General features: G+C 55.5%; 11 protein-coding genes. 8 read left to right on the plus strand and 3 right to left on the minus strand.

The window, feature by feature from the left end:
* Positions 1 to 9: 9 nt before the first annotated feature.
* The 8 genes from rsxD (at position 10) to Q8A57_RS03215 (ending at position 9,342) form a co-directional block, all read left to right on the plus strand.
* Positions 10 to 1,077, plus strand: coding sequence for an electron transport complex subunit RsxD (rsxD, locus tag Q8A57_RS03180; RefSeq protein WP_305169474.1), 1,068 nt, complete (start codon positions 10 to 12; stop codon positions 1,075 to 1,077).
* 2 nt (positions 1,078 to 1,079) lie between these two features.
* Entirely contained in the window at positions 1,080 to 1,763 is a 684-nt protein-coding gene (gene rsxG, locus Q8A57_RS03185) for an electron transport complex subunit RsxG (protein ID WP_305169475.1), read from the plus strand.
* Positions 1,756 to 2,469 (plus strand): electron transport complex subunit E, encoded by a 714-nt coding sequence (locus Q8A57_RS03190; protein WP_305169476.1) that lies wholly within the window; start codon positions 1,756 to 1,758, stop codon positions 2,467 to 2,469. The genes rsxG and Q8A57_RS03190 overlap by 8 nt, the downstream gene beginning before the upstream one ends.
* A gap of 114 nt (positions 2,470 to 2,583) precedes the next feature.
* The gene (locus tag Q8A57_RS03195) at positions 2,584 to 4,308 is read left to right on the plus strand and encodes a thiamine pyrophosphate-binding protein (RefSeq protein ID WP_305169477.1); all 1,725 of its coding nucleotides are present in this window, start codon (positions 2,584 to 2,586) and stop codon (positions 4,306 to 4,308) included.
* 63 nt (positions 4,309 to 4,371) lie between these two features.
* Entirely contained in the window at positions 4,372 to 5,826 is a 1,455-nt protein-coding gene (locus tag Q8A57_RS03200; protein WP_305169478.1) for an SLC13 family permease, read from the plus strand.
* Between the two features lie 33 nt (positions 5,827 to 5,859).
* Complete coding sequence (locus Q8A57_RS03205) at positions 5,860 to 6,309, plus strand: YaiI/YqxD family protein (protein ID WP_305169479.1); 450 nt, start codon at positions 5,860 to 5,862, stop codon at positions 6,307 to 6,309.
* Positions 6,310 to 6,402: 93 nt separating this feature from the next.
* Positions 6,403 to 8,205, plus strand: a complete 1,803-nt coding sequence (locus Q8A57_RS03210) for a DEAD/DEAH box helicase (RefSeq protein ID WP_305169480.1) — start codon at positions 6,403 to 6,405, stop codon at positions 8,203 to 8,205.
* Positions 8,206 to 8,313: 108 nt separating this feature from the next.
* Entirely contained in the window at positions 8,314 to 9,342 is a 1,029-nt protein-coding gene (locus Q8A57_RS03215; protein ID WP_305169481.1) for a DUF2235 domain-containing protein, read from the plus strand.
* Here Q8A57_RS03215 and Q8A57_RS03220 read toward each other — a convergent pair.
* The 3 genes from Q8A57_RS03220 to aceE form a co-directional block, all read right to left on the minus strand.
* Positions 9,339 to 9,791, minus strand: a complete 453-nt coding sequence (locus tag Q8A57_RS03220) for a DUF4864 domain-containing protein (protein WP_305169482.1) — start codon at positions 9,789 to 9,791, stop codon at positions 9,339 to 9,341. The genes Q8A57_RS03215 and Q8A57_RS03220 overlap by 4 nt on opposite strands.
* A gap of 260 nt (positions 9,792 to 10,051) precedes the next feature.
* Positions 10,052 to 12,019, minus strand: coding sequence for a dihydrolipoyllysine-residue acetyltransferase (gene aceF, locus Q8A57_RS03225; RefSeq protein WP_305169483.1), 1,968 nt, complete (start codon positions 12,017 to 12,019; stop codon positions 10,052 to 10,054).
* 15 nt (positions 12,020 to 12,034) lie between these two features.
* Entirely contained in the window at positions 12,035 to 14,683 is a 2,649-nt protein-coding gene (gene aceE / locus Q8A57_RS03230) for a pyruvate dehydrogenase (acetyl-transferring), homodimeric type (RefSeq protein WP_305169484.1), read from the minus strand.
* Positions 14,684 to 14,726: the final 43 nt, after the last annotated feature.

A 14,726-nucleotide genomic window follows, 5' to 3' on the forward strand; every position in this document is an offset into this window, starting at 1 on the left:
ATAACGCCCATGGCCTTGCTGAAACTCACCTCACCCCATGCACATGCTGCCCAGAATACCGGGGCTGTCATGCGCCTGGTGCTGCTGGCGACAATTCCCGGTCTGCTGGCGCTGACGGTGTTTTTTGGCTGGGGATCACTGATCAATATTCTGATCGCCGGCACCGTCGCCGTCTGTTGTGAGGCTTTGGTCATGCGCTTGCGCAAGCGCCCGATGATGTTCTACCTGCGCGATTGCAGTGCCCTGGTCACCGCAGTTTTGCTGGGGCTGGCCCTGCCGCCACTGGCTCCCTGGTGGGTGGTGGTGATCGGTACAGGATTTGCCATCCTCATAGCCAAGCATCTCTATGGTGGCCTCGGCTACAACCCTTTCAACCCAGCCATGGTCGGGTATGTCGTCCTCCTGATCTCCTTTCCGGTGCAGATGACCGCCTGGGCCACGCCCCTGCCGCTCTACCCCGAAGGCGTGTCAGCACCGAGCTTCTGGGAATCGTTGCAAATTGTTTTTCCGGTACTCAGTCCGGAAAATATCGATGCCGTCACCGCCGCCACACCGCTGGATACGTTCAAACACAACAGCAGTCTGCTGGTGACGCAACTGTATGAAAAAACCCCGCTGTTCAGTCAGGCCCACTGGGCCGGTCTCGGCTGGGAATGGGTAAACCTCGGGTTTCTCGCTGGCGGAATTTTGCTGCTGGCCCGCCGCGTCTTCACCTGGCATGCTCCAGTCGCCATGCTCAGTAGCCTGGCACTGTGTGCCGCCCTGTTTTACGACAGTGGCAGCTCTGCCAGCCACGGCTCACCGCTGATGCACTTACTGTCCGGGGGCACCATGCTGGGGGCATTCTTTATTGTCACCGACCCGGTGACCTCGGCGACCAGCAATCGCGGACGACTGATCTACGGCGCCCTGATTGGCGTGCTGATTTTCATTATCCGCAGCTGGGGTAGTTACCCGGATGCCGTAGCATTTGCCGTGCTACTGATGAATTTTGCCGCGCCCCTTATCGATAATTACACGCTGCCGCGCACCTACGGCCATACCAAATCCCGTCGCGCCACGGAGAAGAAGGAATAGCCATGGCTACCCTGGGGAAATCCATCAGTTTTAATAGTGTAGTGCTCGGCATCTTTGCCCTGATCACCGCGTCTCTGCTGGCCGGTACTTATCTGGGCACCAAAGACCGTATTGCCGATGCCAAACGGGAAGTGGCAAAGCGGGCACTGCTGGAAATTATTCCGCTGGAACAGCACAGCAATGACCTGCTAATGGACACGTTACCTGTGCCCGCAAATTTTCTGCACACGCTGGGCCTGGATGATGAGGGCGGCGACATCAATATCGCCCGCCAGGGAGATGAGCCGATTGCGGTTATTGTTCCCGCCGTGGCACCCGATGGCTACAACGGTGATATTCAGTTGATTGTCGGCATCAATATCGATGGCACACTGGCCGGGGTCCGCACTATCTCCCACCATGAAACACCGGGGCTGGGCGACAAGATCGACCTGAAAAAGAGTGATTGGATTCTGGGTTTTAACGGCAAGTCCCTGACCAACCCGCCACCCTCCCAGTGGAAAGTGAAAAAAGATAAGGGAGACTTTGATCAGTTTACCGGCGCCACCATCACGCCTCGCGCCGTGGTCAAACAGGTCTACAAAACCCTCAAATACTACAATGAAGACCAAGAACGGCTACTGAAAGCTGCCCGAAAAAAACCGGCAGTTACCCATCAGACCAGCGAGGAAGCCAATAATGGCTAGTACCAGCTCACGAGAAGTCGCCCATAACGGATTATGGAAGAACAACCCGGCACTGGTTCAACTGCTGGGGTTGTGTCCCCTGCTGGCGGTTACCGGATCGGTGGTGAATGCACTGGGACTAGGCCTGGCTACCATGCTGGTTCTGGCTGGCTCCAACACCGTGGTTTCAATGATTCGCAACCATGTTTCCGAGGCAGTCAAAATCCCCGCCTTTGTGATGATCATTGCCACGTTCACCACCTGCACCGAACTGCTAATGCAGGCATTTACCTACGAGCTTTACACTATTCTAGGGATTTTCATTCCACTGATCGTCACCAACTGCATGATCCTGGGGCGGGCAGAAGCCTTCGCCTGCAAAAACCCTGTAGCCATTTCGCTGTTTGACGGCCTGATGATGGGCGGTGGATTTGGCCTCGTCCTGCTGTTGATTGGCGCCATTCGTGAAATTCTCGGCAGCGGCACCCTGTTTGCCGACATGCACTTGCTGTTCGGACCCATCGCTGAAAACTGGACACTACACCTGTTTGGCGAAGGCTATGGTTTTCTGATTGCCGTATTGCCCCCCGGCGCTTTCCTCGTGGCCGGCATGCTCATCGCCCTGAAAAACATCATCGACGACCGCGTTGAAAAACGTCAGGCAGCCCGCCGTGAACCGGTCACCACCGGCACCAAACGTGTGCGCACCACCGGCGTAATCAGCTAGACCGGCGAGATCTAACAAGCACGGCACAAGGCCCAAACACCGGTGGCGTTGACTCACCGGGTTGCCCTGAATAGCATGGTTCTCTCGTTCGCCAATTGAGATGTTGAGGCAAAGATGAAAAAAACCGGGGCATGGCTCACCTGTTACGCACTAGAACAGATTGGTGTCACCCGGGTTTTTGGCATCCCCGGAGCCCACAACGCAGACATCTACCGGGAACTTGAACACTCAGCCCGCATTACCCCACACCTGGTCACTCACGAAGCCAGCGCTGCCTTTATGGCGGATGCTGTCAGCCGCACGACAGACACCATCGGCACCCTGCTGGTGGTTCCTGGCGGCGGCATTACCCATGCAACCAGCGGCATTGCCGAGGCTTTCCTGTCGGGGATACCGTTGCTGGTCATTGCCGGCGGAGTCGAGCAGCAAACCGGCCATCGCTACCAGCTGCATGATATTGACCACCACAGCCTGCTGAAGCCGATCACCAAAGCCACTTTCCTGGTGGAGTCAGCCAACGACATCGCCCCCACACTATTTGAGGCCTACCGCTGCGCCATGGAGGGTGAACGGGGCCCGGTGTTTGTGGAAATTCCCATAGACCTGCAAGCCAATAGTTTTGACGTTCGCACCCTGCCCGAATTTCATGGTCACCCTAACCAACCACATCTGGACTCAGCGGCGATCGAAGAGGCCGCCCAGCGTTTGATTAATGCCAAACAGCCCGGCCTGTTTATCGGCTGGGGGGCTCGCCATGCCAGTGCCAGTTTACAGGCGCTGTCATCACATCTGGGGGCACCGGTGGCCACCACGCTGCAGGGGTTGGGTGTATTTCCCGCCAGTCACCCGCTGCATGCCGGCATGGGTTTTGGCCCCGCCGCCGTACCGTCGGCACAACAGGCATTTGCCGATTGCGATTGCCTACTGGCAGTGGGTACACGCTTTTCAGAAACCTCCACCGGAAACTATGGCATGTCGCCACCCGCCAATCTGATCCATGTGGATATCAACCCCGACGTGTTCAACGCCAACTACGAAGCGGCGCTGACTCTGCAGGGAGACGGCAAGGCCGTGGTAGACGCCCTGCTTTCCAGGGTAAGCGAATTGAAGCCCAATGCCGCCAACAGCCAGGTCCTGGCAAAAACCATCGCGACACTAAAACAGGAGTATCTGGACAGCTGGTTGAAATTACCCGGAGATAGAGTCAACCCGGCCCGTTTTCTGACAGCACTTCGCACTCACCTGCCAGCGGATGCCCTGCTGGCCTGTGATGATGGCAACCATACCTTTCTCGCCGCAGAGTTGTTCCCGATTCTACCGGGCGGCAATTTCATTTCACCCAGCGATTTCAATGCCATGGGTTACTGTGTTCCGGCTACCAACGCCCTGAAACTCTGTCACCCCGACCAGGTCGTGGTCGGCATTGTCGGTGACGGAGCCATGATGATGACGGGGATGGAAGCCATCACTGCCAGCAAATATCACCTGGGGGTCATTTATTGCCTGTTTAACGATGGCGAACTTTCCCAGCGCAGCAGCCAGCGCCCCGGTCGTTACGGTGCCATGTCGAAACTGGGCGAAGCTGACTGGATTGCTTTTGCCCACGCCGTGGGCTGTGAATACGTGGCTGTGGAGGACAATCAGGAAATCGAGTCGGCCCTGAACACCGCGATGTCTCTCGCGGCCAAGCAACAACCGGTATTTATGGATGTACATGTGGATTACAGCCGTCGCAGCGCTTTTTCCGAAGGGCTATTGAAGGCCAGGCAAAAACAATCCGGCCGTACCTCCCGGGCCAGATGGCTGGCACAGGCGCTAAAAGACAAGATCGTTGGCTAGGGTCAAAGCTGTTGAAGCAGAAAAATCTGGTAAGCTGAAGACCCGTTAAAAATTATAAAAACCATGCAAACAACACCTCTGCTGGAAGCCGTCAGACAAGTTCGTCTGTTTGCCCTGATCGGCGGACCCATGCTAGCGGTGCTGGTGTTCTGGCTGGTGCCGGACAGCACCCGGGGACTGAATGGCGAACTGCTGACGCTGGGGGTACCCGGTCGTATTACGGCGGCACTGGCAGTCTGGATGGCAACCTGGTGGCTGACAGAAGCTGTATCCATTTATGCCACCGCCCTGTTACCCCTCGCCCTGCTGCCACTGGCTGACGCCAATACCATTTCCACCACGGCACAGGCTTACGCTCACCCACTGATTTTCCTCTTTATGGGCGGCTTTATCCTCGCCCTCGCCCTGGAGAAGTGGCACCTGCACCGACGTTTTGCAATTTCCGTACTGCGGCTGGTTGGCACCAAACCGTCCACACTGGTCGGCGGCTTTATGTTTGTTGCCGCTTCCATGAGCATGTGGATTACCAACACCGCCACCACATTGGTGATGCTGCCCATTCTGTTAAGTATTATTCAGTTACTGGACAAGGACGCACCCAACCGGGAAAACTTTAGTCTCTGCCTACTGCTCGGTGTCGCCTACGCAGCATCCATTGGAGGTATCGGCACCATCGTCGGCACCGTGCCCAACATGTTCACCGTGTCCTTTATCGAGCGCGAACTGGGAATCGAGATCAGTTTTGCCCGCTGGATGACCATTGCCCTGCCTATTGTCGTGATCTTTATACCCACCGTCTGGTGGATGCTGACCCGCTGGATCTACCCACCGGGCGATCAGCCAGTCGATGGCGACTTTCTCAGGCAACCCCGGGAACCCTGGTCTCTCGGCGCGAAAATGACCTTGACCATTTTCCTGTTAACCGCCCTGTGCTGGATTGTGCGCCCGCTCCTGATCAAGTTACCGCTACTCTCGGGTTTGAGTGATACCGGTATTGCGATCATTGCGGCACTGTTGTTGTTTATTCTGCCGGTCAACCTGAAGGAGAGAGAATTCCTTATTGACTGGGAAACCGCCTTGAAGCTGCCATGGGGCATCCTGTTACTGTTCGGTGGCGGCCTGGCATTGGCTGGCGCTATTCGCAGTACCGGGGTCGGAGAGCTGCTGGCGGTGCAACTTGCCGGACTGCATGGTATTCCTCCACTGGTTCTGACCCTGTTGGTGGTTACCTTGATTATTTTTCTCACCGAGTTAACCAGTAACACAGCCACTACCACGGCTTTGATACCCATTTTCGCCGTTATGGCCGAGGGGCTGGGCATTGACCCTCTACCGATTATCATTCCCGCCACCATAGCCGCCAGCTGTGCCTTTATGTTACCGGTCGCAACGCCACCCAATGCCATCGTGTTCGGCTCCAACCTGATTCGCATTCCGCAAATGGCACGGGCGGGTTTCGGGATTAACCTGGTGGGTATACTGTTAATCAGCCTGACTCTTCACCTGACACTGGGCTAAGAGCCTTAACTACACAACGGAGTACACCACTTCATGCATATCTGGGTTGATGCCGACGCCTGTCCCAATCCCATCAAGGAAATACTGTTTCGTGCAGCATTGCGTTGCGAAGTTCCGCTGACCCTGGTGGCCAACCACGCCATCCGTGTGCCCTCCTCTCCGCTGATCAAGTTCCGCCAGGTGGAAAGTGGTTTTGATGTGGCGGACAACCTGATTGCCCAACAAGCCAGTACTGGCGATATTGTGGTGACCGGCGATATACCGTTGGCGGCTGAAGTGGTGGAAAAGGGTGTACAGGTGATCAGTCCCCGGGGGGAACATTTCACTCCGGCCAATATTCGTCAACGACTGGCGATGCGTAACCTGATGGAAGAATTGCGCAACACTGGCGAGGTTCGCGGCGGACCGTCCAGTCTTGGCAACACGGAACGACAACAGTTTGCCAATGTACTGGATCGCCTTCTCGCCGCCCGAAAGAAATGACTCGAAACAAGAAAAAACCTTTATCCTTCAGGACGATACCCGTATACTTGCGCCCCTCATTTTATCCGGCCTTTGGCCATACAGGCTCCTCATATGTCTTCCCCTGATTTTACTTCACTGGGCATTGCCAACCCGGTGTTGCAAGCCGTGCAATCCCTCGGCTACGAACAACCCTCTCCCATCCAGGCACAAAGCATTCCCATCTTACTTGAAGGCGCTAACCTGCTGGGTGTCGCACAAACCGGCACAGGCAAAACCGCAGCCTTTGCTCTGCCATTATTGAGTCGGCTCGACAGCACCCAGAAAACGCCCCAGGTGCTGGTGCTGACGCCTACCCGTGAGCTGGCGATTCAGGTGGCCGAAGCGTTTCAGACCTACGCCCGCCACATCAAAGGCTTTCATGTACTGCCGATTTACGGTGGGCAGGATATGCGTGGCCAACTGCGAGGCCTGCAGCGCGGAGCTCAGGTGATTGTCGGCACCCCCGGACGTATTCTCGATCACCTGCGCCGCCGCAGTCTCAACCTTGGAGAGGTGCGGGCGCTGGTTCTGGATGAAGCCGACGAAATGTTGCGCATGGGCTTTATCGACGACGTAGAAACCATTCTTTCGGAAACCCCGAACAACTGTCAGCGCGCGCTGTTTTCCGCCACCATGCCGCCAGCCATTCGCCGGGTGGTTTCCAAATACCTCGGCGATGCAAAAGAAGTCAGCATCGCTTCTAAGACCCGCACTGTAGAGCGCATCAGTCAACGCTACCTGATGGTTCAGGGTCGCCACAAAATGGATGCTCTGACCCGCATTCTTGAGGTGGAAGATTTCGATGGCATGATCATTTTTGTGCGCACCAAATCAGCTACCGTGGAAGTGGCGGAAAAACTCGAGGCTCGAGGTTTTTCCTCTGCGGCGTTGAATGGCGACCTGAGCCAGGCATTGCGTGAGCGCACTATCAACCGCCTGAAGAAAAATCAGGTCGACATTGTGGTCGCTACCGATGTTGCCGCCCGCGGACTGGATGTGGAGCGAATCAGCCACGTCATTAACTACGATATTCCCTACGACAATGAAGCCTATGTGCACCGTATCGGCCGCACTGGCCGTGCCGGTCGCGAAGGCCAGGCCATTCTCTTCGTAGCCCCGAAAGAGCGTCGTCTGTTGCGCTCCATTGAACACTCGACCGGCCAGGCTATCACGTCCATGGACCTGCCCACCGGCGAGCAGGTCAGCAATCAGCGGATTGAACAGTTCCAGCAACAGATTTTGAAGACCTTGGAAGCCACCGACCTCGACGTCTTCCGCGAATTGCTTGAAAAACTGGCCCATGATCAGGAACTGTCCATGACAGATATCGCTGCGGCACTGGCCTCGCAGCTGCAGCAGGATCGCCCGCTGTTTCCGAAGTTGGCTCATATTGAAACCGGCGATCGCAACCGCAATGCCGACAGGGAAAAACCTTTACGCGAACCCCGGGAACCACGCAGCCGCGAAAGAAGGGAACCTCGCGAGTCTGCCCGTGCAGAACGCCCGGAGCGTAACCGCGAACCGAGAAAGCAGCGCGATGAGCACGGCGAGTTCGAAATGGTCACCTACCGTATGGAAGTGGGGAAAAACCACGGCGTCACGCCAGGCGATATTGTTGGCGCCATTGCCAATGAAGCCGATATAGAAAGCCGCTACATCGGACACATCAAGCTGAATGATGATTACAGTACAGTGGAGTTGCCGGAGGGAATGCCAAAAGAGCTGTTTGATCACCTTCGCAACAAAGTGCGGGTTTGCCAGCACCCCATGAAGCTCAGCCTGGTGGACAGCGGCACATCGAAAAAACCTAGCAGTAAAGGCAAAGCAGGAAAAGAAAAACCGGCACATCCGAAGCCACGTAAAAAACGTAGCTGATCAACGCCCCCATCAAAGCCGGACACAGAGTCCGGCTTTTTTTTGCACTGACGAATACGGCACTGTCTCCTATACTCAGGCTTTGAACTGGTCAGGGAAGGCAAAAAGATGAAACGCATTGTGATCTGTGCCGATGGCACGTGGAATCGTCCGGAAAAAGATCTTGGCAAGGACCACCCCACCAACATTCTCAAGTTGGCCAGGGCAGTGCGCCCGGTGGACAACCAATCGACACCTCAACAGGTGTTCTATGATTGGGGCGTGGGCTCCTATTATGACCCATTGATCGGAGGCGCCACCGGCAAGGGCATTAATAAAAACATCATGGATGACTACCGTTACCTGGTGCAGAATTATTCGCCGGGCGATGAACTGTTCCTGTTCGGCTTCAGCCGCGGCGCCTACACCATCCGCAGCCTGTGCGGTCTGATCAATAATTGCGGCATACTGAAACGCCCGGATGCCCAGCTCATTCAACAGGCATTTGATCACTACAAAAAACCGGGCAAAGCCTACCACCCGGATGGCGAAGCATCCCTGGCCTTCCGCGCCAAACACGCTCACCCCAGTCGCGAGATCAAGTTTGTCGGGGTCTGGGATACCGTGGGCGCCCTGGGCATTCCCTTTTCCTTTCTCGGTTTACTGGATAAAAAAGACGAGTTCTACGACACCAAGATAGGACCCAACATCCGTATGGCACGTCATGCCATGGCCATTGATGAAGTTCGCTCAGACTTCCAGCCGACCATCTGGCAGCCCCGGCCAGGACTGGACCTGAAACAGGTGTGGTTTGCTGGAGTACACAGCAATATCGGCGGCAGTTATGCGCCGGATGATGATGGCGGTTTGCTTTCGGATATTCCCCTGAAGTGGATGATCAGGGAAGCACGTCACGCGGGGCTGGGTGTGGAACAACACCTGCTCGATAATTTACGACCGGCACATTTGGCCACGCTGCATCGCTCACGCAAACATATCTACCGTTCAAAGAGGCCGTACTACCGGCCAATTGCGCACAATGACACACTATTGATGCACACCACAGTCAAGCAACGCTGGGAACAGGGCTCCAGTTATCGGCCTAAAAATCTGGCACAACACCTGGAAGCCCACGGCTGGCCGACGCTGGTCAGCTAGGCGGAGATACCCTTGTAAGGCAGCATCATCACATTGGTGATTTTCCAGCTTTTATCCTGCTGCCTGACGAGGGTGTAAACCACCTGCCACAACTGCCGGTTGGCATCTGTCACCAGCAGTTCCTGCAATACTTCATCATCATCCAGAGAGCTGCGACCAAAGGTATAGGAAACCGGCCGGTAAAGTGGCTGATACTGATTGCGAACCATGGTGATAAACATTTCCTCGGTAGGAAATGCCTCTCTGACGCTGGGCGCTGCAAACGAATAGGCGGACTGGTGGTCGTCGACACGAAACGCCTGGATCTGCCCATCGATCACGTCCCGCACAGCGGCTCGATCCTCACCCTGTAGAGGTTCATCCGCAAGCGCAGAAAACGCCACGCACGTCAGCAATACCGTTATCAACAGCCGCCCTAAAGGGCTTTTTGATGCGTACACTCCAGCCATAAAATCACCTCATTCCCAGCCATCATCTGACATTAGTTTCCTTCTTATACCCAGGCGACCGGCTATTCGGATCAGTTTATCCCTTTGTCATTACACCCTTGCACTTCCTTAACTCTAGCTCCAGCTCATGAATTCGTCTAATACCTCAGGTAGATAGCAAGCCTGAATAGATCAATCGGTAATAAAAAGTGACAAGACCAGTTTCAACAAGACAAAAAAAACCCGGCCTAAGCCGGGCGCATGGCGCGGAGGTAATCGTATTACAGGGCCAGTCGACGTATGTCGCCCAGCACTGCTGTCAGATAGGTAAAGAAGCGGCCACAATCGGCGCCGTTAATAATGCGGTGATCGTAGGAAACACTGAGGGGGAGCAGCAGCCTTGGCACAAACTCACTGCCATTCCAAACCGGTTTTGTCTGGGATTTGGATACCCCGAGAATGGCAGCCTCAGGAGCGTTCACAATCGGTGTGAAGCCGTTACCCCCAATAGCACCTAGGCTTGAAATGGTGAAACAGCCGCCCTGCATGTCTGTTGCCGTCAACTTGCCTTCCCGGGCCTTGGCCGCCAACTCATTGGTTTCATCAGCCAGCTGCCACAAACCCTTACTGTCTACATCGCGGATCACCGGGACAACCAGCCCCCGAGGGGTATCAACCGCTATACCGATATGGATGTATTTTTTCTGCACAAAGTGTTCGCCATTGGCGGTGATGGAGCGATTGAATTCAGGATTCGCTGCCAGTGCATGGGCGCAGGCCTTGAGCAGGAATGGCAACGGTGTGAGCTTGGTTCCGCGTTTTTCCGCCTCTTGCTTCAAGGATGCCCGGAAGACCTCCAGGTCAGTGATATCGGCATCGTCAAACTGGGTGACATGGGGCACATTCAGCCAACTGCGCTGCATATTTGCCGCCGTCAGCTTGTGAATTTTCTGTAGCGGGATCATCTCGATCTCGCCAAATTTGCTGAAGTCCACATCCGGAATTGCCGGAATACCGGCCCCACCCGCAGACATTACAGGGGCGCTTTCAGCTTTGGCAACAGCTTGTTTTACGTAGTTGTGCAGATCTTCTTTGAGAATACGACCACGAGGGCCGCTGCCGGAAACCTTGCTCAAGTCTACACCCAGCTCACGGGCCAGTGCCCTGGATGCAGGACCAGCATAGACATCTCCTGCCGACACGGCAGGTGCTTTCTCCTTAGTCTCGGCAGGGACCGGAGTTGGGGCCGTTGCTGGAGCCTCAGCCGGTGCCACTTGAGTTTCTGGAGCAGCTTCGCTTGCAGTCGGTGTTGTTACCTGGTCAGGAGCCGAGGTCCTCATTCTGGCAATACGGTCGCCAGTGGAGACTTTATCCCCCACGTTGACCAATACCTCCAGCAATTCGCCATCAAACGGCGCAGGCAATTCCATGGTGGCCTTGTCGGTTTCCACCACCAGAATCCCGTCTCCTTCACTCAGAGTAGCGCCTGACTCAGCAGCAATTTCGATCACTTCCACCGCATCGGCACCGCCGGTATCCGGAACCAGGACATCCTGCTCAGCGGCTACCGCTGAAGCTGATGGCGCTGCGGGCTCGGCCACCGGAAGTTCCGCCTCGGCAACAGCCGGTGCATCACTGGATTCTGAGATAGCGGAAGTCTCACCGTCTGCAGATGCACCAACGATCACAGCCAGCACATCCCCACTGGTAATCCTGTCGCCAACCTTGACCAACAGCTGTTTGATGGTACCACCACAGGAAGCAGGCACCTCCATCGTGGCCTTGTCGGTTTCCACCACCACGATGCCATCACCTTCAGCAATCACATCACCCTCGGCAACAGACAGCTCAATAATTTCAAGCGGTTCATCGGTGCCAGTATCCGGCACTGTGGCCTTTTGCTCTGCGGTACCCTGTGAGGCCGGTTTCGACTGTTCGGCAACCGCTTCCGGTGCTGGATCAGAGGTAGCAGTCTCGGGATTGGCAGCCTCCGTTTTCCCGGCAGCGACAGATGCAGTCTCGATTTCAGCAATTGGCGTACCCTCGCTGACCGTATCGCCCTCTGCCACCAGCATTTTTTTGATGATGCCGATCTGGGGACTGGGCACATCCATGGTCGCCTTGTCGGACTCCAGAACAATCAAGGACTGCTCAAGTTCGACACTGTCACCCTCTGCGACGCAAAGCTCGATGACTTCTACTGACTCGGCTCCGCCGAGATCGGGTACGAATATTGTTTCGGCTGTCACTATCTCTTCTCGTTCTCAGCAGCTCAAGGGGTTGATTTTTTCGGGGTCGAGGTTGAAGTCGGCAATTGCCTTGGCAACCACTGATTTCTCGATTTGACCCTCGTCAGCCAGCGCTTTAAGGGCTGCGACGGTTACAAAGTAGCGGTTGACCTCAAAGAAATGACGCAGTTTTTCCCGGCTGTCACTGCGACCAAAACCATCGGTGCCCAGCACGTAGTAGCTGGCTGGCACGAAGGCGCGCAGTTGCTCGGTGTAGCTTTTCATATAGTCTGTCGCCACCACAACTGGACCCTGACGGTCTGCCAGCTGCTCGGTGATATAGGGAACTTTGGGATCAGACTCCGGGTGCAACATGTTCCAGCGCTGGGCAGCCTGCCCCTCGCGGGCCAGCTGGTTAACACTGGTGAGGCTCCAGATATCCGCCTCAACATTGAACTGCTCCCGCAGTATGTCAGCCGCGGCCCTCACCTCATTGAGAATGGCACCGGCACCCATCAGTTGCACTTTCAATTTGCTGTCACTGCTTTCCTCAAACAGGTACATGCCTTTGATGATGCCCTCTTCCGCACCTTCCGGCATCGCTGGCTGCAGGTAGTTCTCGTTCATGGTGGTGATGTAATAGAAGCAGTTTTCCTTGTCCTGGAACATCGACTTCAGGCCGTCCTGCATAATCACCACCAACTCGTAACCGTAAGCGGGATCGTATGTCCGGCAGTTGGGAATGGTGTTGGCCAGCACATGACTGTGGCCATCCTGGTGCTGCAAGCCTTCACCGTTCAGAGTCGTGCGACCGGACGTGGCGCCTATCAGGAAGCCCCGTGCCTGCATGTCGCCAGCAGCCCATGTGAAATCTCCAATGCGCTGAAAACCGAACATGGAGTAGAAGACGTAGACCGGAATCATCGGGCAATCGTAATTGCTGTAGGAGGTGGCCAGAGCCATCCAGGCGGACACGGCGCCAGCTTCATTGATGCCTTCTTCGAGAATCTGGCCGCGCTTGTCTTCCTTGTAATACATGATCTGGTCGCGGTCCTGGGGTACGTACTTCTGGCCCGCTGAGGAGTAGATGCCCAACTGTCGGAACATCCCTTCCATACCGAAAGTTCTGGCCTCGTCGGGCACGATAGGCACGACCCTTTCACCGATATTCTTGTCTTTCACCAGGGCACCCAGCAGTCTGACAAAGGCCATAGTGGTGGAAATCTTGCGGTCGCCGCTACTCTCCAGCAACTTGCTGAAATCATCCAGCGGCGGTGTCTGCAACGGCTCAAAGTCAGGACGGCGACTCGGTACCGGACCACCCAGTGCTGCACGACGTTTTTTCATGTACGCCATTTCCGGGCTGTCTTCCGGCGGCCGATAATAGGGAACCTTTTCCAACTCATCATCCGGGATGGGGATCCCGAAGCGATCTCTGAAATGCTTGAGCCCTTCAAAGTCCAGTTTCTTGATGGAGTGGGTATCATTGGCAGCTTCACCAACACCCATACCATATCCCTTCACGGTTTTTGCCAGAATCACTGTGGGTTGCCCCTTGTGCGCCATGGCTTCCGCATAGGCAGCGTAGACCTTGTAGGGATCGTGACCACCACGGTTCAGGTACATAATGTCGCGGTCACTGAGGTGTTCCACCATTTCCTTCAGCTCTGGGTAGGCCCCAAAGAAGTGTTCTCGGGTATAGGCACCACCGTTGTGTTTGTAGTTCTGGTAGTCACCATCGCATGCTTCATCCATGCGTTTCTGCATCAATCCCGATTCATCTTTTTCAAACAGGGGGTCCCAATGACGACCCCAGACAACCTTGATGACATTCCAGCCCGCACCGCGGAAAACACCTTCCAGTTCCTGAATAATCTTGCCGTTACCACGCACCGGCCCGTCCAGTCGTTGCAGGTTACAGTTAACCACAAACACCAGGTTTTCCAGTTCCTCACGGCCTGCCAGGGAAATGGCGCCGAGGGTTTCTGGCTCGTCACATTCTCCATCACCCAGGAATGCCCAGACCTTGCGGTCGCCGCGCGGGGATAAGCCGCGAGCCGAGAGGTAACGCATCACGTGCGCCTGATAGATAGCCTGCAGAGGACCCAGCCCCATGGACACTGTGGGGAACTGCCAATAGTCCGGCATCAACCAGGGGTGCGGATAGGATGACAAGCCCTTGCCATCCGCTTCCCGGCGATAATTATCCAGCGCCTCTTCATCAAAGCGGCCTTCCAGGTATGAGCGGGCATAAATACCGGGGGCACTGTGGCCCTGAAAATAAATCAGATCGCCCAACTCATCGCCCTCGTTACCGCGGAAAAAATAGTTGAAGCCGATATCGTATAGCGTGGCCGAAGAGGCAAAAGAAGCGATATGCCCACCAATGCCTTCTTCAGGATTTTTGTTGGCGCGCATCACCATCGCCAGCGCGTTCCAACGAATCATGGAGCGAATGCGCCGCTCCATAAACAGGTCGCCGGGCATACGTTTTTCGCGGGTAACAGGAATCGTGTTGCGATAGGGCGTGGTGATTGCCGGTGGCATACCGACACCGGTGGACGTCGCCCTGTCGAGCAGCTGTTGTAGCAGAAACGCTGCACGTTCAGGGCCTTGGTATTTTAATACAGAATCCAGAGACTCAAGCCATTCCTGGGTCTCGACAGGATCCATATCTTTATGCATTTCCAATACCTTATCTATTAATTCGTTATCGTTGTCGGGGATG

Origin of the sequence: Porticoccus litoralis (assembly GCF_030676955.1) — a bacterium.
Taxonomy (GTDB): Bacteria; Pseudomonadota; Gammaproteobacteria; order Pseudomonadales; family Porticoccaceae; genus Porticoccus; species Porticoccus litoralis.

Coding starts and splice junctions, on each gene's coding strand:
- rsxD (WP_305169474.1), top strand. CDS start 10: ATGGCCTTGCTGAAACTCACCTCACCCCATGCACATGCTGCCCAGAAT.
- rsxG (WP_305169475.1), top strand. CDS start 1,080: ATGGCTACCCTGGGGAAATCCATCAGTTTTAATAGTGTAGTGCTCGGC.
- Q8A57_RS03190 (WP_305169476.1), top strand. CDS start 1,756: ATGGCTAGTACCAGCTCACGAGAAGTCGCCCATAACGGATTATGGAAG.
- Q8A57_RS03195 (WP_305169477.1), top strand. CDS start 2,584: ATGAAAAAAACCGGGGCATGGCTCACCTGTTACGCACTAGAACAGATT.
- Q8A57_RS03200 (WP_305169478.1), top strand. CDS start 4,372: ATGCAAACAACACCTCTGCTGGAAGCCGTCAGACAAGTTCGTCTGTTT.
- Q8A57_RS03205 (WP_305169479.1), top strand. CDS start 5,860: ATGCATATCTGGGTTGATGCCGACGCCTGTCCCAATCCCATCAAGGAA.
- Q8A57_RS03210 (WP_305169480.1), top strand. CDS start 6,403: ATGTCTTCCCCTGATTTTACTTCACTGGGCATTGCCAACCCGGTGTTG.
- Q8A57_RS03215 (WP_305169481.1), top strand. CDS start 8,314: ATGAAACGCATTGTGATCTGTGCCGATGGCACGTGGAATCGTCCGGAA.
- Q8A57_RS03220 (WP_305169482.1), bottom strand. CDS start 9,791: ATGGCTGGAGTGTACGCATCAAAAAGCCCTTTAGGGCGGCTGTTGATA.
- aceE (WP_305169484.1), bottom strand. CDS start 14,683: ATGCATAAAGATATGGATCCTGTCGAGACCCAGGAATGGCTTGAGTCT.